16 protein-coding genes are annotated in these 18,841 nt (G+C 37.0%); 12 read left to right on the forward strand and 4 right to left on the reverse strand.

The genetic code is table 11. The features are described from left to right. Nucleotides 1-158 precede the first annotated feature (158 nt). The 3 genes from ACFO5Y_RS02515 to ACFO5Y_RS02525 form a co-directional block, all read right to left on the reverse strand. The gene (locus ACFO5Y_RS02515) at nucleotides 159-1,649 is read right to left on the reverse strand and encodes a hypothetical protein (protein ID WP_197105059.1); all 1,491 of its coding nucleotides are present in this window, start codon (nucleotides 1,647-1,649) and stop codon (nucleotides 159-161) included. Nucleotides 1,650-1,850: 201 nt separating this feature from the next. After that, complete coding sequence (locus ACFO5Y_RS02520; protein ID WP_197105058.1) at nucleotides 1,851-2,795, reverse strand: VOC family protein; 945 nt, start codon at nucleotides 2,793-2,795, stop codon at nucleotides 1,851-1,853. 82 nt (nucleotides 2,796-2,877) lie between these two features. After that, the gene (locus ACFO5Y_RS02525) at nucleotides 2,878-3,744 is read right to left on the reverse strand and encodes a VOC family protein (protein WP_197105057.1); all 867 of its coding nucleotides are present in this window, start codon (nucleotides 3,742-3,744) and stop codon (nucleotides 2,878-2,880) included. 240 nt (nucleotides 3,745-3,984) lie between these two features. On the opposite strand from ACFO5Y_RS02525, the gene ACFO5Y_RS02530 reads away from it, so the two are divergent. From ACFO5Y_RS02530 to ACFO5Y_RS02565, 8 genes are all read left to right on the forward strand, one after another. Further along, a complete protein-coding gene (locus tag ACFO5Y_RS02530) occupies nucleotides 3,985-4,545 on the forward strand; it encodes a LemA family protein (protein WP_171031299.1) in 561 nt (186 codons plus the stop codon). 402 nt (nucleotides 4,546-4,947) lie between these two features. After that, entirely contained in the window at nucleotides 4,948-5,763 is an 816-nt protein-coding gene (locus tag ACFO5Y_RS02535) for a hypothetical protein (protein WP_197105056.1), read from the forward strand. Nucleotides 5,764-5,928: 165 nt separating this feature from the next. Next, the gene (locus ACFO5Y_RS02540) at nucleotides 5,929-7,014 is read left to right on the forward strand and encodes a D-alanine--D-alanine ligase (protein ID WP_197105055.1); all 1,086 of its coding nucleotides are present in this window, start codon (nucleotides 5,929-5,931) and stop codon (nucleotides 7,012-7,014) included. 114 nt (nucleotides 7,015-7,128) lie between these two features. Next, complete coding sequence (locus ACFO5Y_RS02545; protein WP_197105054.1) at nucleotides 7,129-8,535, forward strand: UDP-N-acetylmuramoyl-tripeptide--D-alanyl-D-alanine ligase; 1,407 nt, start codon at nucleotides 7,129-7,131, stop codon at nucleotides 8,533-8,535. A 177-nt stretch (nucleotides 8,536-8,712) separates the two neighbouring features. Beyond that, nucleotides 8,713-10,224: a degradosome RNA helicase CshA gene (locus ACFO5Y_RS02550; protein WP_197105053.1), complete on the forward strand. Its 1,512-nt coding sequence runs from the start codon at nucleotides 8,713-8,715 to the stop codon at nucleotides 10,222-10,224. Nucleotides 10,225-10,480: 256 nt separating this feature from the next. Beyond that, nucleotides 10,481-10,891, forward strand: coding sequence for a holo-ACP synthase (gene acpS, locus ACFO5Y_RS02555; RefSeq protein ID WP_197105052.1), 411 nt, complete (start codon nucleotides 10,481-10,483; stop codon nucleotides 10,889-10,891). Further along, a complete protein-coding gene (alr, locus tag ACFO5Y_RS02560; protein ID WP_197105051.1) occupies nucleotides 10,891-12,045 on the forward strand; it encodes an alanine racemase in 1,155 nt (384 codons plus the stop codon). Before acpS ends, alr begins: the two co-directional genes overlap by 1 nt. A gap of 21 nt (nucleotides 12,046-12,066) precedes the next feature. Further along, nucleotides 12,067-12,699, forward strand: coding sequence for an MBL fold metallo-hydrolase (locus ACFO5Y_RS02565; RefSeq protein ID WP_197105050.1), 633 nt, complete (start codon nucleotides 12,067-12,069; stop codon nucleotides 12,697-12,699). 360 nt (nucleotides 12,700-13,059) lie between these two features. Here ACFO5Y_RS02565 and cbpA read toward each other — a convergent pair whose 3' ends face one another. Beyond that, the gene (cbpA, locus tag ACFO5Y_RS02570; RefSeq protein ID WP_197105049.1) at nucleotides 13,060-13,692 is read right to left on the reverse strand and encodes a cyclic di-AMP binding protein CbpA; all 633 of its coding nucleotides are present in this window, start codon (nucleotides 13,690-13,692) and stop codon (nucleotides 13,060-13,062) included. A gap of 415 nt (nucleotides 13,693-14,107) precedes the next feature. Between cbpA and ACFO5Y_RS02575 the strand changes: the two genes are divergently transcribed. The 4 genes from ACFO5Y_RS02575 to ACFO5Y_RS02590 all read left to right on the forward strand — a co-directional run bounded on the left by ACFO5Y_RS02575 (nucleotide 14,108) and on the right by ACFO5Y_RS02590 (nucleotide 18,620). After that, nucleotides 14,108-15,517 carry a hemolysin family protein gene (locus ACFO5Y_RS02575; protein ID WP_197105048.1) on the forward strand — a complete coding sequence of 470 codons (1,410 nt, stop codon included), beginning with the start codon at nucleotides 14,108-14,110 and terminating at the stop codon, nucleotides 15,515-15,517. Between the two features lie 108 nt (nucleotides 15,518-15,625). Continuing rightward, entirely contained in the window at nucleotides 15,626-16,297 is a 672-nt protein-coding gene (locus tag ACFO5Y_RS02580) for an O-methyltransferase (RefSeq protein ID WP_197105047.1), read from the forward strand. Next, nucleotides 16,298-17,143, forward strand: coding sequence for a Cof-type HAD-IIB family hydrolase (locus ACFO5Y_RS02585; RefSeq protein WP_197105046.1), 846 nt, complete (start codon nucleotides 16,298-16,300; stop codon nucleotides 17,141-17,143). 100 nt (nucleotides 17,144-17,243) lie between these two features. Further along, entirely contained in the window at nucleotides 17,244-18,620 is a 1,377-nt protein-coding gene (locus tag ACFO5Y_RS02590; protein WP_197105045.1) for a L,D-transpeptidase family protein, read from the forward strand. The last annotated feature ends 221 nt before the right edge of the window (nucleotides 18,621-18,841 follow it).

Raw genomic sequence — 18,841 nt, forward strand, 5'->3', positions numbered from 1 at the left:
AATCGTCCTAGGAAATGCTTAGATTACCAAACACCTTTGGAAGTATTTTTACACGAACTCTTATTAATTGGGTAAATAAAAAATTGTCGCAATAATTATTGCAATTCAACTTACAAAAAAATACGAGTGAACCTTCGCTCACTCGCATTTTCTATAAATTATTCGAAATAATAAACTATTAAATCATTGGTTTGATGCAATACTTTGTAATCCGTTAATTGATACTTCTCTAAGACTGACTGGATTAAATCCTCTTGGTTAAGTTGGGGATTATTTGTATAAACTGTTAAAGGCTCGTCCAAATCATGTGCCTCCATCACTGGCATGTCACTCGCGTCCGTCGATTCCAGAATCATCGGATACACATCATCATGCAATGCGAGTTGGGGGGAGTATTCTGCGATTTGCCAGCGCGAAGCACTAAAGACTATCGCCGAATCGGTCGGATTTTCAAGGATATTTTGCGTTAAAGTCCCTTGATCTAAATATTGAAAGTAAACTGTCTCGCGCTTGAAACCAAGTAAGACGATGAAACTTAAACCTAGAATGGTCATGACCGTACTCCAAGGCTTACTTAAAATCGCCCGCAGAGCAAAGTAAATCACTAATACAACTGACACAGCGACGACTGAATAAATCGGATAAATGTAGCGGGCGGTATGATAATGAGATAAATCTTGAACGAGAAAGATATATAAGCCCATCGGTAACATAATCATCACGATTTGTAAGAAAGTCACTCGGTTCAGCAAGGTCTTGCTTTGCACAAATAGTAAAATAACACAGCCAATTAACACACCGATAAAGATTGGCAGCGACACGTCAGCAAGTAAATCTTCTTGCACAAAACTTAAATACAATTTCAAATTCTCAGTGAAATTCGCGTTGTTGGCATTATTTAATACTTCAACACCCCGATTTGAAGCAAAGATATGTGAAAAGACCGCCGGGAAAATTGCCCAAGCAACCCCAATCGCACCTGCCTCAATCAAACCAAGTAAGAAGGCTTTTTTAAATTCTTTAATCAATAGAAGTCCTATACAAGCGACCACCACAATAAAGAAGGCATACAAATAGAAATAATAATGAGTCAAAGCGCCCAATAAAGTAGCGATAAATATAGGTATTAAAAGAATTGTCGTATGTGATTTATTAGAACGGCTATACCGTAAAAGTAGATATAACAAACTAATGACGAAAAAGCCCATCAGGTGGTACATCCGAATAAACAACATCGAACTTAAGCCACCTATACTCAACCCCCAGAACAAGCCGGAAAAGATACTTAAATAAAAGTTCTTCGTTAAGTAATAGATTAAGAAAAATAATACAATCACAGTCGCAATATGCGCCCCTAAATTAAGCGTTAAGCCCACCATCGGTGAAAAGCCACCTTGCCAAAAAGAGGCAATTGTGTGGAATAATAAATAATACAGTGGCGGATGTACATCATTGACTTGATTAGACATCACCGAACCATATTCAAACGCCGTTGCATGATTTGGCATCAAGTAGTTTTGATAATACGTACTTGGCGTCCATTCATTGACTGCGGTTGGAAAGGGATTGTAGTAACTGTTGCTGAGACCATAAGAGTATATTTCATCAATATGAAAGCCTTGTTTGGCAAAAGCAAAGTGAAGCATCACGTAGACTAAAAGACCTAAAGCGACGAGGGCAATCCCCCAGCGGAATAGATTATGTGTTCGTTTAATAGGTTGAGCCTCCTTTCAAGCGTGTTTTCAAATGCAGTCATTATAAAATATTTAAAATCCTTATGCAATAAAATAATTTACCCAACAAAAAAGCGTAGAACAAAGGGGATATCCCTTATATTCTACGCTCAATGTTTATTCAGAAACTAATTCAACAATCACACCTAAACCAGAGGCATCATTAAAGCTCAGTGAATTATCCTCTAGAGTATAATCAGCTCCTAAAGAATCTAAGTTACTGATCACTTCATTAAAGAAATCTTCGGATTGAGTTTCCCAAATCGTTGCACGAAGTCCTTGTTGGCCTTCTTCTGGTTGTGTAATCCCTTGATCGGCGAACCAATTATTATTTGCGATATGGTGGTGATAGCTTCCAGAAGCTTGGAAGAATGAGTCACCCTCAACATAACTTTGCGTGTTTAAATTAAAGACATCACTGTAAAATTTACCCGCTGCATCAAAGTCGTCAGATACTAAATGGAAGTGTCCAATTTTAGTACCTTCATCTAATTGAGTGAATTCCTCAGTAGCTGATTCCATTAATTCAACATAGTCAAGTGGCTCGTTTAACATGTCAACAGAGTTGTCACCTTCACCTTGAGGCCATTCTTCTACTGGGTAGTCCCAATATAATTCAATCCCGTTACCTTCAATATCAGCAGCATAAATCGCATCACTTACACCGTGATAAGTAAAGCCTTCAATAGGCGATTGAGTTTCCATGAGATGGTTTAGAGCGCTCCCCATATATTCACGGTCATTGAATAGGAATGCTGTATGGTAAAGTCCTGTTGATAAGCTGTCCCCACGAGGGATATCTGTCGGGAATATCTCAAGTAACGTACGTTCATCCGACGTTCCTAAACGGTAATATCCATCTGCTTCTTCTAGAATCGTCATCCCCATGTTATATTCATAAAAATCAGCTAAGGCAACTGAATCCATAGAGTTAAGTTGGTAACTGGCTGGATAAATAATAGCGTCAGAAGTGGCGTCTTCTTGCGCCATGGCTGTGAGTGGGCTCACGATAAGGGCAAGTAAGAATAGAGCGATAATTATTTTCAGTGTTTTCTTTTTCAAAAAAGTCATCCTTTCAAATTAAATAGTATTAAAACCAGAATAAGGTGTACAAGCCATAGCAAGTACACCTTTCAATGTTTTATTATTTTATGACTTTTAGGATAATACCTGTTCCGGCCGGATCTTTAAAGTAAAGAGTCTCGCCATCTTTAGTAAATTCATGTCCAATGTCAGTTAATTTTGCTTGAATCGCTTTTAAATCTTCCGCAGAACCTGACCAAACAGAGTTACGTAAACCTTGTGTTCCGTCTTGAGCAGCAGGGATATTATGACCATTCCAAAGGTTGGCACCTAAATGATGGTGGTAGTCTTGTGTAGCCATAAATAAAGCTGCTTCATTCATAATGAATTTAAGACCTAAGCCCATCACTTCATGATAGAAACTTAAAGTTGATTCAATATCATTTACGTGTAAATGAATATGCCCCATCGTTGTTCCATTTGGTATACCGGTGAAAGGCACTTCTTGTGATGAAAGTACGCCTTCAGCGTCCATCGCGATAACAATTCCTTCGATTAAGCCATTCTCTTTAATTACCCATTCGCTTCTATCTTTATCAGCGTATATTTCAATACCGTTTCCTTCTGGGTCAGGTAAGTATAATGCCTCACTGTACCCGTGATCTGATGCACCTTCAACATTGACTTGGTTTTCTAGTAAGTGACGTAACATCCCACCTAAGTCACCGCGTGTTGGTAATAATAAAGCTAAGTGATATAAACCAGTCGTTCTTTGTGATTTTTCAGTTGTCGTTGGGTAAATTGAGATAAGGACTGTTCCATCTGGTGTTCCTAAGTGGTAGATTTTTTCTTCGTTATCTTTGCTTAGTAAAGTTAAGCCGATTTTTTCTTCATAAAAACTTGCTAATTCAGTTGGTTTTAACGCGTTTAATTCAATTCCAGTTGTTTGGATAGTTGTTGCTGATTGTGTAATTGCTTCGGTTGTCATATGTATATCTTCCTTTCAAGATTTGTTTTTTAGTCATTCAAACGATAACTTGATAATAGCATGATAAAAAGCAGACATCAATACGAATTCGAGATAAACAACACTTAAGAACACATTGACGATTAAGTCTATTTTTTAAGAGGGAAAACGAGCTATAGGGGATAATTTTCGACAATGAATCAATTATTTAATATAATGTATAGTAGAAACTATTAAATGTCTCGGAAGGAGAATATATATATGAATATCATGTGGATAATTATCGCCGTTATCGTGGTCATCGCGATTATCTGGGTACTTATTTATAATAATTTAATTAAACGTCGTAACTGGGTAGATGAATCATTTAGCCAAATCGATGTACAGCTACAACGTCGTAACGATTTAATTCCAAACTTAGTGAACACGGTAAAAGGTTATGCGAGTCACGAAAGAGAAACTTTAGAATCAGTCACTCAAGCAAGACAACAATTGATTAACTTGCCAAGTGATGCGGATCCAGCTGAAATTAATGCTAAGTCTAATGAATTATCAGGAGCTCTATCAAGACTATTAGTTGTCGCAGAGCAATATCCAGATTTAAAAGCGAATACGAACTTTACACAATTGCAATCAACCCTTGAGAAAACGGAGCAACAAATTGCGACGGCACGTCAACTGTACAACTCAACTGCAACCCAATATAACACAACCGTTGAAACAGTGCCGACGAATATTGTGGCAAATGTTCATGGCTTTAATCGACGAAGCTTACTAGAAACTCCAGAGGAAGCACGCCAAGTACCAGAAGTTCAATTTTAATAATCATTATAAATGATGCGACTTACCTAATAAGGTAGGTCGTTTCTTTGTTATTAAATAATTCATACAAACATGCTAAGATGGATATATGAAGGTCAGTAGGCGTATCTCTAGCAATTGCTTGTTAACTATTATAGAATATTTTTATGGAGAGATGTCATTGAGATACTCATTTGATACTATTAACTTCGGATGGTAAATGAATAATTGCATAATAATGCTTAGTTATTATTGTGCTGACTCATATAACTGCCATGGAATATAAGGGAAGTTTAATAAAGGAAATATGTAACATAAATGTCACATAAACTCGTGTTTTAACACTATTAATTTATGAATAAAATGGGTAGAATGTAGTATATTATGTTAAGAAATTAAATTGGAAGAAAGGAGGATGCGAGTGTGAGTCGTGTAAATTTATATGTTCATTATGATTCTGTTACTAACCATATTATGACTCGAGGTATTGATCTAGTCCTTGAGGATTTTGAATCCCAGTATATGCCGAATAATATAATACTTGCTCAAGCACCTCCTGAGGTTGGACGTTTTGACGCGCAAACAAATTTCAAAGTTTTACGAAATAAAACAGAAGTAGCGAACTACTTCGAAGCTAGTAGTAACGCAGAGTTGCGAATGTCAAATTGGATTGATTTTGAGAATGTCGAATCAATGCATCAGTTAACGGCGAATGAGATTGCTGAAATTTTGTATTTGTTCCACGCAAATAAAGGCTTAAAGTCAGCATTTTTCTATAAACTTCAAAATAACTATGTATTTTTAAGATTACCGAACGGGCTACTGAAAGTCTTCTACCGCTTTGTGTCACATTTCTATGCGCGTTTTCAAAGAGTTATCCATGCTAGAATGGTTGCGTTAGTGAATGAATCTCGTTCACTCTTTTTTATGCGAAAAGAAAAAGTGAATCCTTTACCATTGAATGTTGTGGAGCAAATCGCACCGCTATTCTCACGTGGATTAAAGATTAACTTTGTTCAAGCGATCCAAACCGGTACCTATTGGAGAGTGCCTTTAAATATCATCGAGGACGAACTAACCTTATTAACGCAAGATCAAGTGCCAAAAGAACATGTTGGCTTTCTAGTTTACGATACGAACGCACAACGTTGGACGTTGGAGTTAGAAGCGATTGACGACTTTGATGATTTTGAATTACGAAGTCAAGGGCTTATATCAAGCGCTGAGGATGCTTACTAAGCTTAGAAAGTGACTTGCTTAATTCCATTACATAAATTAATATATAGTATTATGAATAGAATAGAAAAAAACATTATTTTTACAGTGGAAATATGGTATATTTACTATTGTTAAAATTAAAAAAATTTTATCTATTAGACGAGTTTACTATTGGAGGTTTAGACAATGAAAATCACAATGCTTTATGGCGGACAAAGCGCAGAGCATGATATTTCGATATTATCAGCACATAATATCGTGCAACAAATTATGTTCGATGTATATACAGTTCAACCTATCTATATTACCCGCCAAGGGAAGTGGATTAAGGGACCTTTATTGGAAGAGCCAAGCGCGTTCTCGGAACAGTTACGCTTAAGTTCCGCACAAGTAGAATCCTGGTGTGATAATGAAAAAGGTTCTTCGACCGGTATTAACATTAATCCTGGTGATATTGCGGAAGAGGATACAGTTGTCTTCCCAATTCTTCATGGACCAAATGGAGAAGATGGAACAATTCAAGGATTCTTAGAAATTCTAAATCTTCCATATGTAGGAGCAGGCGTAGCTGCAAGTGCTGCTGGAATGGATAAAATTATCAGTAAAAACTTATTTGAACGTGCAGGACTACCGCAAGTTCCTTACATCGCTTTCGATCAAAGAGAATGGCAATCAGATAAAGAAGACTTAATTGCGCGTTCAGAAGGTAGCTTGTTATATCCATTATTTGTTAAACCAGCGAATTTAGGTTCTAGTGTCGGGATATCAAGAGTGACTGACAGCAGTGAATTAGTTGAAGCTGTGGAATTGGCTTTACAATTTGATCGTCGTATCGTTGTTGAGCAAGGAATTCGCGCAGAAGAGTGTGAAGTGGCTGTCTTAGGGAATGATGATGCGCACGTCAGTGTGGTTGGACAATTGGTGAAGCAATCTGATTTTTACAATTATGATGAGAAATACATCAATAATACCGTTGAGATGCAAATTCCAGCTGAAATTCCTGACCACATCGCTAGCCAAGTTCAAGAATACGCGCTTGCAGCCTATCGTGCGATTGATGGATCAGGCTTAGCTAGAGTGGATTTCTTCTTAACAAACAACGGAGATATCTACATTAATGAAATCAACACTATGCCAGGCTTTACACAATACAGTATGTATCCGAACTTATGGTTAGGTACAGGCTTAAGTCAACGTGATTTAATTGATGAATTAATCCAGTTAGCCTTACGTCGCCATGAAAGAAATAGCCAATTAAAAGTCGATTTTTAGTCGAATACGAATCATTATTTTGCTTTGCAATAGTGATTCGTATTTTATTTTGGACAAAATATGATATATTTAACTAGATATGATAAATAACGAGAAATGTATGGTAGGTGAAACATGAAAAATATTAAATTAATGGATGTAGTTAAAGCAGTACATGCGATTGACTACACCGCAGAAAATAGAGACATTGAAATTAATAACGTAGAATTCGATTCCCGCCAAATAACTTCTGGAAGCTTATTCGTTCCGCTAACTAGTGGAAAGACAGACGGCCATGAATATATCCAAAAAGCGATTGAGAATGGTGCTATCGCAACTTTTTGGTCTAAAGACCAAGCTGAGGCACCTTCGGAACAAATTGCCTGCATCTTTGTAGACGATACTTTAGAAGCGATGCAAGTCTTAGCGAAATACTACCGTGACATTCTAGATCCAATCGTGATTGGAATTACAGGAAGTAACGGAAAGACAACGACCAAAGATATGACAGCCAACGCGCTCATGGCAAAATACCAAGTGCATAAAACTCAAGGGAACTATAATAATGAGATTGGTTTACCTTATACGTTACTGCAAATGCCAGAAACAACTGAAGTTGTAGTGTGTGAAATGGGTATGAGTGGTTTCGGAGAAATTAAAGCTTTGAGTGAAATTGCCCAACCGGATATTGCAGTCATCACATTGATTGGCGAAAGTCATTTAGAGTTCTTAGGATCACGTGCAGGAATTGCTCAAGCCAAATTAGAGATTTTATCTGGCTTAAAAGAATCTGGTTTATTTATTTATCCAGGTGACGAGCCTTTAATACAAAGTGAGATGCCAGAATTAAATAAATCCATTGATACGCTAAGTATCGGCTTTGACGAGACCAGTGATGTTTATGCGAAAGAATTAATTGAAGAACAAAGTAAAACTTACTTTAAAACAAACTTAGACGAAAATGTTCTATGTATGATTCCGGTTATGGGAGCGTATAACGTATCAAACGCCTTAATTGCTTTAAGTATTGCTAAAAGCATTAATGTTCCAATTGAACAAGCGATCTTCCAATTGTCTCAGTTTAAATTAACGGCGAACCGTTTAGAATGGCTAGAGATGAAGAATGGCGCTCAACTATTAAATGACGCCTATAATGCGAGCCCAACATCGATGCGAGCAGTATTACAAGCTTATTCAACACTTCAAACAAAAGAGAACGGTCGTAAAATTGCTGTCCTAGGAGATATTCGCGAATTAGGTCCTCACAGTGAACAATTCCACCGTGAGATTGCGAAAGATATTGATTCACAAAATATCGATGTTGTTTACTTATTTGGCGAGCAAATGCAATATTTATACGAAGAATTAAAAGAAGTTTATGATGACACACATCTCATCTATGAACCAGAAAGCCATCAAAAACTCATTGAACAACTTGAGAATACGGTTACTTCTGATGATATGGTCTTAGTTAAGTCAAGTTTCGGTGTTGATTTATTAAAAGTTGTGACACACTTAACAAGTAAGGAAACGCAATCATAAACAAAATGGTTGTGACGTAAGGATTAACATGTTACACTAACAAAGGTTAAAGTGAAAATTTACAAAGCATCGCCTAATGACACATGCCCATTTCTTGATACTGAGTTGTGTCTAGGCGTTTTTTCTTTTTAAACAAACATATAACAAACAGGCAAAACAGAAAGAGGTAATACCTTAGTGAAATTTAATGAATTTAATTTAAAACCCGAACTAATCCATACTTTAGATGATATGGGGTTCGAGGAACCAACACCTATTCAACAACAAGCAATCCCACATGCACTAGAAGGACGCGACGTTATTGGTCAAGCTCAAACTGGTACTGGTAAAACAGCTGCATTTGGTCTTCCAATGTTGAATAAAATCCACAATAACAATAAAGGAATTCAAGGAATTGTTATTGCACCAACTCGTGAACTTGCAATCCAAGTTCAAGAAGAAATTTTCCGCTTAGGAAAAGATGTTCGCGCACGCGTATTCACTGTATACGGTGGAACATCCATTCAAAAACAAATCGAACGTATCAAACGTAATCACCCACAAATCATTGTAGGAACACCAGGACGTGTTCTAGATTTAATTAACCGTCGTGTCTTAAACTTAAAAGACATCGAGACAGTTATCTTAGACGAAGCAGATGAGATGTTAAACATGGGATTCATCGATGATATTAAAGCGATTATCCAAAAAACTCCTGCAACACGTCAAACACTATTATTCTCAGCAACAATGCCACCCGCAATTAAAAAATTAGGTGAGCAATTCTTAACTGACGCGATTCACGTTAAGATTGAAGCGAAAGAAATGACAGCTGATTTAATTGAACAATACTTTGTTAAATTAAAAGACAACGAAAAATTCGATGTCTTAACCCGCTTTATGGATGTACAAAATCCAGAGCAAGCCATCATCTTCTGTCGTACGAAAAAACGTGTTGACGAAGTTGGACGCGGATTAACTTTACGTGGTTACAACTCAGAATTAATTCACGGAGACGTAACACAACAAAAACGTTCAAGCGTAATTAACGAATTCCGTCAAGGACGCGTTGAAATCTTAGTCGCGACTGACGTTGCAGCCCGTGGTTTAGATATCTCTGGTGTGACACACGTTTATAACTATGATATTCCACAAGATCCAGAAAGTTATGTTCACCGTATCGGACGTACAGGACGTGCTGGTAAAGATGGTATGTCATTATCATTCGTTACACACAATGAAATGTCTTACTTAAAAACAATCGAGAACTTAACTCGTAAACAAATGAAACCATTAAGCCCGCCAACTTCAGAAGAAGTAGAGCACGGACAAGTTCAACAATTAGTTGACCAAATTAATGAGATTTTAGAATCGAATGAAGCGAACAAACACCGCAACACTGCGAAAATGTTATTAGCTCATTACGAAGCAAATGATTTAGTTTCTGCTTTATTAAAAGAAGTTTTATCAGAAAATAACGATGTTGAAGTTGTTATTTCTCCACAAAGACCATTACCAAATGCTGGGGGACAGAAATCTAAAAACAACAAAAAATACAACAGACGCCGTAGTAACAACCGTAATGACCGTGGTGGAAACAACCGTGGAAAACAAGGTTACAAAGGCAAACAAGGTAACAAAGGTAAACAACAAGGAAATAATTCTGATCGTAAAAGCAAAAACTTTAAAATCAAGTCCAAAAACGACTAATTAGCACATTCTATGAAATGTTTGTTAAAAAAGCACCAAATTCATTTTAACGGAATAAACTAAACACAGTTTATCCTTTTATTCAGCTTTTCTAATTTGGTAAAAGCTGACTTTTAACCAAAAAAATATATAAATAAAATAAGTAAAGCAATGGCGGAAGCTAACGCATTTTGCTGCAGAAGCCGTATGACACTATGTTCATACGGCTTTTAATGTATAATGAGATAAATATATAAATTCCAAAGGGAGAGCTAGAATGCAATTAGGGACAGATATAATAGAAATTGAGCGCATTGTAGAAGCTTCGGTGCGACAACCCCGTTTTGCGGCAAAGATTCTGACCGAACTTGAGTTAGAAATCTACAATAATTATTCGCAAGTCAGGCAAGCCAGCTTTTTAGCGGGGCGATTCAGTGCCAAAGAAGCCTATGGAAAAGCGTTAGGAACAGGCGTAGGGAGTAAATTAAAGTTCACCGATATCACGATTTTACCTGATGAACGAGGTGTGCCGGTGATTACGAACGCACCCTTTACTCACCCAGAAGCGAAAGTTTCCATAAGTCATTCACGCTTTCATGCGACAGCAACCGTGATTGTTGAATTGGATGATCATGTATTAAGAGACAGATTAAAAGAGTATTTTGTTAACAAGAAGGAGATAAATTAATGATAGATTATAGCGACCATAGACCCACACAAGCGATTGTTGATTTAACTGCAATCCGCCACAATATTCAATTGGTTGAAAGTCAGTTAAATGACGGCCAACAGATTTATGCCACTGTCAAAGCCAACGGTTACGGACACGGAGCTGTGCCAATAGCTCGCGCAGCACTTCAAGCTGGCGCAACTGGTTTAGCTGTTGCGACGGTTGATGAAGGAATTGAACTACGTAGCCACGGCTTCTCGCAAGTGCCCATTCTTATCTTAGGCTTGACAGATCCGCGTGGTATCGCTGAAATTTTACACTATAATTTAACCATTACAATTAGCCATTTAGATTTTTTCAAATTGGCGTATGAACAATTAGAAGAGACAAACCAATTAGGTTTATTTAATCTATCTAAATTAACGTTCCATCTGGCTTTAGATACAGGTATGGGGCGTATTGGCCTGCGTTCTGTTGAAGAAATCGAAGCGTTTAAAGCAGGCATTAAAGCCTATCCTTGGACAAATTGGGAAGGTGTCTTTACTCACTTCTCAACAGCTGGTGGTGGACCAGAGGAATATATTGAAGAGCAATATAATAAGTGGGTAGAATTAACTGAAGCTATTCCTGAAGAAGTTAAAGTGCGTCATATTGCCAACTCAGGTATGGGAATGTGGCATTTAGATTACCCAACTGATATTGTGCGTTTAGGGATTGCGATGTACGGAATCGACCCTAAAGATGATTTTGATAACCCAATCACTAAAGAATTGCGCCCAGCTTTACAATTAGTGTCAGAATTAATCTATGTGAAGAAAGTAGAGAAAGGCTCTAAAGTAAGCTATGGCGCTACGTATGAAGCAAGTGAAGATGAGTGGATTGGAACAATTCCAATTGGTTATGCGGATGGTTGGTTACGTCACTATAAAGGGATTTCTTTAAATGTTGACGGCCATGCTTGCCCAATTGTTGGGACAATTAATATGGATCAATTAATGATTCGCTTACCACGTGAATATCCTATTGGAACAAACGTTACTTTGATCGGAACGGATTATAAAGGGACAAACCATGCGTCAACAATCGCAAAAGAAGTTGGAACGATTGGTTATGAAATCCTAACGTCTATCGGTCCTCGAGTGACAAGAGTTTATTTAGACGATTCTTATTAAAATTTTCTAGGAGGCAAAATTATGTTAAAAGTAGCAAAATTAGTTGTCGGTCAAATTCAGGAAAATACGTATGTCGTCTATAATGAAGACAACAAAGCATTGGTTATTGATCCAGGTGATGATGCAGACCGTATTATCGCTTGGATAAAGGAAAATGGTTGGGAGCCCGAAGCGATTCTGATTACTCATACACATTTTGACCATGTCTTAGCAGTGGATTCAGTGCGTGACGAATTCGGTATTGAAGTATATGTCCATGAAATTGAATCGGAGACATTCCAAACTCCGAACCGTAATATGCAACCAAGTACAGTTGTAGTGAACCGTCCAGCGGATCATTTATGGACTGAACTTGGAGAACATACAGTCGGATCATTTACCTTTGACATTGCGTTGATTCCAGGTCATAGTCCCGGACATGTCGTGTACACATTCAAAGAAGATGGCTTTGTGATTTGTGGCGACACTGTATTTAACGGCTCGATTGGTCGAACAGATACACCTGGTGGCGATTTACAAACGTTATTAGTTGGAATTGCCCGTGATATCTTAACTTTACCTGGAGACTTTGTCTTATTCCCAGGACATGGCGGACCAACGACGGTATCACAAGAAATTCAATCGAATCCTTTCTTACAAGGCTTTAAAGCTTAGAAAAATTAAATAAGAGCAAGCAAAAAGTGTCCAGAGATCCTTGAAGATCTTTGGACACTTTTAATTTGTGCTGGGTGAATGGATGGGAGTGGAACTAGAGCCAAACGGGTGATCCATTTGTCTTGAGTTGACGCAACTAGAGCCGAATGGCGAATCCATTTGTCTTGAGTTGGCGCAACTAGAGCCGAATGGGTGATTCATTCGTCTTGAGTTACCGCAACTAGAGCCGAACGGCAAACTCATTTGTCTTGAGTTAGCGCAACTAGAGCCGAACGGCAAACTCATTTGACTTGAGTTTGCGAAAAACGTGCCCAACAGCACAGCCATCTAACTCAAGCGCTCTCTCAAATTTTCACTATCCTACAACGTAACCACATTGACATCGTATTTGCGGCGAGTCAAGTCATTAACTAGTGCACGGACTGACGATACATCCAAGTACTCTGGTAGCGTTACCATTAAGTAAGTGGACGTATCATAGGACGTTTTCTCAAAGGTAACGGCAGATTGAATATCTGCCTTACGATTCACAAGTCGAGCTAATTTGTTCAGCTCGCCTTTTTCCCCACGTGTTTGAATAGCAAGAACGTAACCTGACTTGTCTGCGACCCAAGCTTGAGCTAAGTAATTAATCATAACATCGTGTTGGATGACTCCCGTAAAGACATTTTCCTTGTCCAATACAGCAATAAAAGGTAAATCACGAATCGCAAAAATTAATTGGTAAAAGGTATCATTCTCGTGAACAACTCGCGTCGTGTTTTTAAGAAATTGAGTCACTTTTACTTGCGCAAGATCAGCATCTGGGTGATGAAATTTGTATTTATAAATATGATAACGGTAAATATTACCGCGGTATAATGTATTTGTAGCATCGACGACCGGCGCATTTCTTAAAGAATGCTGCTCTAAAATTTCGATCGCGTCGAGACAATTCATTGTTTCATTAATCGTCACAATATTGTCTTTATGATGCACGAGGTTTTTTATCATAAAGCGAAACTCCTTGTAGTAAAATAAACTGTATTTTGATAGATTCATATTAGCAAAATGCGATTCAGAATGCAAAGGTTTTCTAATTGTTTTTTAATATTAAATTAATGTTAAATCTGTGTTTCTCATTAGCACAACATATAATTGTAACATATATGAATAAAATTATCTAGTTTTTATTAGAATTATTATGCAATAGAAATATGTTAAAAACTATTCATATTTCATTCAGGAAGAAATAGAAAAGAACGCTGATTTTACAAGAAGATGAAGGTTAAACTTGATAAAAATTGCTTACATAAAAAAAGAGAGGAAAGACATGATTAATTCATCTTTTATTTCTTGCAATTTGTTCGTTTTTTTCTTATATTTATAAGTAAAGAAAAAAATTGAATTATTAAAAGGAGAGAAAATAATGGGTTCCTCGGGGTCCTTGTGGACACAAGTCATAGTAATTATAGTCTTGACGGCAATTAACGCGTTTTTCGCAGCAAGTGAAATTGCCTTCGTATCAGTCAACCAGTCAAAAATGAAAGCATTAGCAGAAGAAGGTAATAAGAAAGCTCAAAGGGTTTTGGAATTATTAGAGAATTCTGATGATTTCTTAGCAACTATTCAAGTTGCGATCACTTTAGCAGGATTCTTATCCAGTGCCTCTGCAGCGACTTCATTTGCTGACAGATTCTCAGCTTTGCTACCGACATTTCCTGGAGCAGCAACAGTTGCGATTGTTGTCGTTACGTTAATTTTGTCATATATTACTTTAGTGTTCGGTGAATTGTTTCCAAAACAAGTGGCATTACAAATGCCAGAAAAAATCGCCATGGGTACAAGTGGTATTATTGGAACGATTCAGAAAATTTTCCGTCCCTTTATTGCACTATTATCAGCTTCAACTGGATTATTACAGCGACTAACACCTCTTGATTTCTCAGAGAATGATGAAAAATTCACTCGTGATGAGATGAAAGTGTTAATGGCTGAAAGCCGAAAAGAAGGTTCTATTGATTTAGCTGAATTTTCAATGCTTCAAGGTGTCCTATCTTTAGATGATAAGATGGCTAGAGAAATCATGGTGCCGCGTACGGATACAATCATGGTTGATATTGAAGATGACTACGATGAGAATATTGAAGCGTTGCTAGGTACACCTTACTCACGAATTCCTATCTATGAAGGTGAAAAAGATAATGTTGTGGGTGTTGTTCATATGAAGAATTTATTGAAACACGCACGATCAGTTGGTTTTGATAATATTGATATTCTTGATATATCAAGTGAGCCACTATTTGTACCATCCACAGTCTTTGTTGATGATTTATTAGTTGAATTCCGACGTGAAGAAACTCACTTGGCTATACTGCGAGATGAGTATGGTGGGGTTGAAGGGATTGTTACATTAGAAGACGTGTTAGAAGAGATTGTTGGGGATATCGAAGATGAGACAGATATTTCAACAGCTGGTGACATACGTAAAATCGATGATAACAATTATTACGTGAATGGTATTTTACCAATTGATAAATTTAATCAGTATTTTGATGTTGAATTAGAAAATGATGAAGTAGATACAATTGCTGGTCTGATTATTTATCATCTAGGCTATGTGCCAGACGATGACGAGCGAATTGTTCTAAGAGCAAGTGATTATGTGATTACGACAAGCCATATTGATAACGGTCGAATTCGTGGAATTCACGTGGAATATGATGACGATCACAAAATTTCGAGTGATTATAACTTATACCATGACGTCACTGCAGATGCGAGTGATATAACAGTAGAAGAATTATTGGACTTAGACTCTGTAGAGAGTGACCAATAATCAAGTATGTCTAACGAACTTTCGGTACTCTTTGAGTCGGCCAGCTAGGACTGATCAAGCGCCAAAGTTCGTTTTTTTCTGGAGAATATTGAATAGAGGAGTAATAACATGTTAAACGAAATGATGCACCGCCCAATCGTGATGCAAAAAGTTGTTGACTTTATGCGTGAAGGCCAACTTGGCTTTGAGGGAGGACTTGGTGAGATTGAAGCTTACGCGAATGAATTAGGCATTCCGATTGTACCGCACGAAACAGCGAAGTTTCTTGATTTCTTTACTGCAACCATGCAACCAAGTCAAATTCTTGAAATCGGAACAGCCATCGGCTTCTCAGCAAGTTTAATGGCACAGCATTTACAAGCGGATGGGCATTTAACGACCATCGACCGCTATGAGAAAATGTATGAACGTGCCAAAGAAAACTTTAAAAAGATGGGGCTTGAAGACCGAATTACTTTAATTGAAGGAGACGCAGCGGATGTCTTACCAACCTTAGAAGGTTCATATGATTTAATCTTTATGGATAGTGCCAAAGCGAAATATATCGAATTTTATCCTGAATGTATGCGTCTACTTCGTCAAGGTGGCGTATTAATTATTGACGATGTATTTCAAGGTGGTACAGTATTAGATGATGAAGCAGAAATTCCAAAACGCGTTAGAAAAATTCATCGTAAATTAAATGAATTGTTTGATACTGTATTAAATGATAAATCAAACCGTTCAACACTCGTTCCACTTGGCGATGGCCTTTTAATGGTCAGAAAGGAAGCAGAATAAATGACACGTGATATTCAACTCGTAGCAATTGATTTAGATGGGACTTTACTAAGAGATGACAAATCTTTGTCGCAAGAAAATGTAGACGCGATTAAAGACGCGATTGAACAAGGTGTTCAAGTCGTTATTTGTACAGGACGTACGCTACCAAGTATTCAATATTTGTCTAAACAATTGCCACAAGGGCATGGCGACGAATATTTAATCTTACAAAATGGGGCAGTTATCCATCAGTTACCTGATTTAAATATTGTTCATGAAACAATATTAACTGAATCAGACCGTCAAGCAATTTACGATGTCTTTAAAGAGTACCGAAGTGAAGAAGTTCAAATGGTTGCCTTTGATCCAGATAAGCTGTATTTAGTTGATGATGAGACAGCGAATCCAACGGTTGTACAAGACGCTAAAACGCTAAGTACTGACATTACATTGGCAAAATTTGAAGAAGTTCTAAACTTAGAGACACTCTATAAAATCGTCGTCTTTGGTGGAGTTGAATTTATCGATGACTATTTAGAAAAAATTCCTAATGATTTATATGAACAAGTTCATATTGTCCGCTCTTTACCCGTTGCAATTGAATTTATTCCTAAATTAGCGAATAAAGCTAATGGTCTAAATGCTTTAATCCAACTATTAGATATTAAAGCTGAAAACATTATGACCATAGGGGACGAATTAAATGATTACGAAATGGTTAAAATGGCTGGTTTAGGAGTCGCAATGGAAAATGGCCATCCAGAAGTAAAAAGAGTGGCTGATGAGCTGACTTTAACGAATAATGAGAATGGAGTCGCACACGCGATTAGAAAATTTGTCACACAACCGCCACATAATAGTTAAGTAATATTTATACTTTATTCACATTTACATGCTAAAATATATATTTGAATGAGGTCTTGTTATTTAAAAGAACGAATATTAAATTTTTTGAGGTGAACAAATGAAAAAACTAATTATCTCTGTGGTATCGGTACTAGTCATCATAATTGTGGCATATAGTGCAGGTATCGGATATTATGCTGAGAAATTCCAAGCAAATACAACTTTTGGAAGTGTTGACATTAGTAATTTAACACTCCCTGAAGCGGAAGAAAAAATTCAAGAGGATATCTACAGCAAAACTTTCCAAATTACTGAGAACGGCCAAGAAGTTGGTTCGATTCAATTAGGTGAATTGGAACCAGAATTACAAACGGGTGAAGTTTTAACAAAAACTTACAATAGCCAAAACCCAAATGAGTGGATTACAGGTTACTTCCAATCTGAAAACCATGATGGTGGCTTAATGGAAACAATGAATTTAGACGAGCAAAAATTAAACAAACAATTAGCGAATCTAGGTTTAAGTAATGAAGACCGTACAGCGGCTCAAGATGCAACGATTGAATATACTGAAGCGCAAGGTTACTACGTTACTGAAGCGGAAGAAGGAAATCAATTAGATATTGATAAAGTTCAAGAATTAATTATGAACGGTGTTCAAAATGGTGAAGAATCAATCGAAATTAATTCAGCTTACTTAGAACCTGAAGTATCAAGTCATGACGAAAAAATCGATTCAGTCATGGAACAAATTGAAACAGCTAAAAACACCGAAATTAACCTTGAAATTGCTGGAAACAATGTCACAATTCCTCAAGAAACAATTGAAGAGTGGATTTACTTTGATTCAAATAACGATATTGTTTATGACCAAGAATTAATTTACGAATACCTTGGAACATTAAATGATGAATACGCAACTTATGACAAACCGCGTCAATTCCAAAGTACTTCAGAAGGTGAAGTAACGGTTGAACCCGGAACATTAGGTTGGTCCATTGACCGTGAATCAGAAACGCAAAACATTTTAGCTGATTTACAAGCTGGTGAGAATGTATCACGTCAACCAACTATTGTGGGGACGGGTTACAATACTGGAGGCAATGATATTGGGGATAGCTACGTTGAAGTCAGTGTTGACCACCAGACAATGTGGGTTTATGTTGATGGACAAATCGTAGTTGAAACACCTATCGTAACCGGACAAATCGGAACAGATACTGTACCAGGTGCTTACTCAATCTGGGATAAAGAAGAAGACACTGAATTAAAAGGATACAACCCTCGTACAGAGCGTGATTATGTACAACCCGTAAATTACTGGTTACCATTTGATGATACTGGTCAAGGTATCCATGATGCTGGTTGGCAAAGTAACTTTGGTGGAAACACTTATCAAGTATCAGGATCACTTGGATGTATTAATACACCACCTGATGTTATGGCAGATGTTTTTGCTCATGCATACGAAGGTATGCCCGTCCTTATCCATTAATCTTAAGGGCTTAAAAATGACTTTTTGAAAAAATTAGGTTAATATGCAAAGTAGGGGAATGAAATATTCGACTACTTTGCTTTTCTTATTTAATCATAAATAATTAAGAAAACCTTAATTTATTGTGACAATTTTGACTATATTTAATAAAACTGTATAATTAATACGATATATATTTAATTAATATTTGACCTACCTAAATATTAATCCTTTATGTAAGG

It is taken from the genome of Ruoffia tabacinasalis (assembly GCF_042652985.1).
GTDB classification, from domain to species: domain Bacteria; phylum Bacillota; class Bacilli; order Lactobacillales; family Aerococcaceae; genus Ruoffia; species Ruoffia tabacinasalis.

Excerpts from the sequence above, each read along its gene's own strand:
- ACFO5Y_RS02525 (WP_197105057.1), bottom strand. The coding sequence starts at position 3,744 with ATGACAACCGAAGCAATTACACAATCAGCAACAACTATCCAAACAACT.
- ACFO5Y_RS02530 (WP_171031299.1), top strand. The coding sequence starts at position 3,985 with ATGAATATCATGTGGATAATTATCGCCGTTATCGTGGTCATCGCGATT.
- ACFO5Y_RS02540 (WP_197105055.1), top strand. The coding sequence starts at position 5,929 with ATGAAAATCACAATGCTTTATGGCGGACAAAGCGCAGAGCATGATATT.
- ACFO5Y_RS02545 (WP_197105054.1), top strand. The coding sequence starts at position 7,129 with ATGAAAAATATTAAATTAATGGATGTAGTTAAAGCAGTACATGCGATT.
- acpS (WP_197105052.1), top strand. The coding sequence starts at position 10,481 with ATGCAATTAGGGACAGATATAATAGAAATTGAGCGCATTGTAGAAGCT.
- alr (WP_197105051.1), top strand. The coding sequence starts at position 10,891 with ATGATAGATTATAGCGACCATAGACCCACACAAGCGATTGTTGATTTA.
- ACFO5Y_RS02565 (WP_197105050.1), top strand. The coding sequence starts at position 12,067 with ATGTTAAAAGTAGCAAAATTAGTTGTCGGTCAAATTCAGGAAAATACG.
- cbpA (WP_197105049.1), bottom strand. The coding sequence starts at position 13,692 with ATGATAAAAAACCTCGTGCATCATAAAGACAATATTGTGACGATTAAT.
- ACFO5Y_RS02575 (WP_197105048.1), top strand. The coding sequence starts at position 14,108 with ATGGGTTCCTCGGGGTCCTTGTGGACACAAGTCATAGTAATTATAGTC.
- ACFO5Y_RS02580 (WP_197105047.1), top strand. The coding sequence starts at position 15,626 with ATGTTAAACGAAATGATGCACCGCCCAATCGTGATGCAAAAAGTTGTT.
- ACFO5Y_RS02585 (WP_197105046.1), top strand. The coding sequence starts at position 16,298 with ATGACACGTGATATTCAACTCGTAGCAATTGATTTAGATGGGACTTTA.
- ACFO5Y_RS02590 (WP_197105045.1), top strand. The coding sequence starts at position 17,244 with ATGAAAAAACTAATTATCTCTGTGGTATCGGTACTAGTCATCATAATT.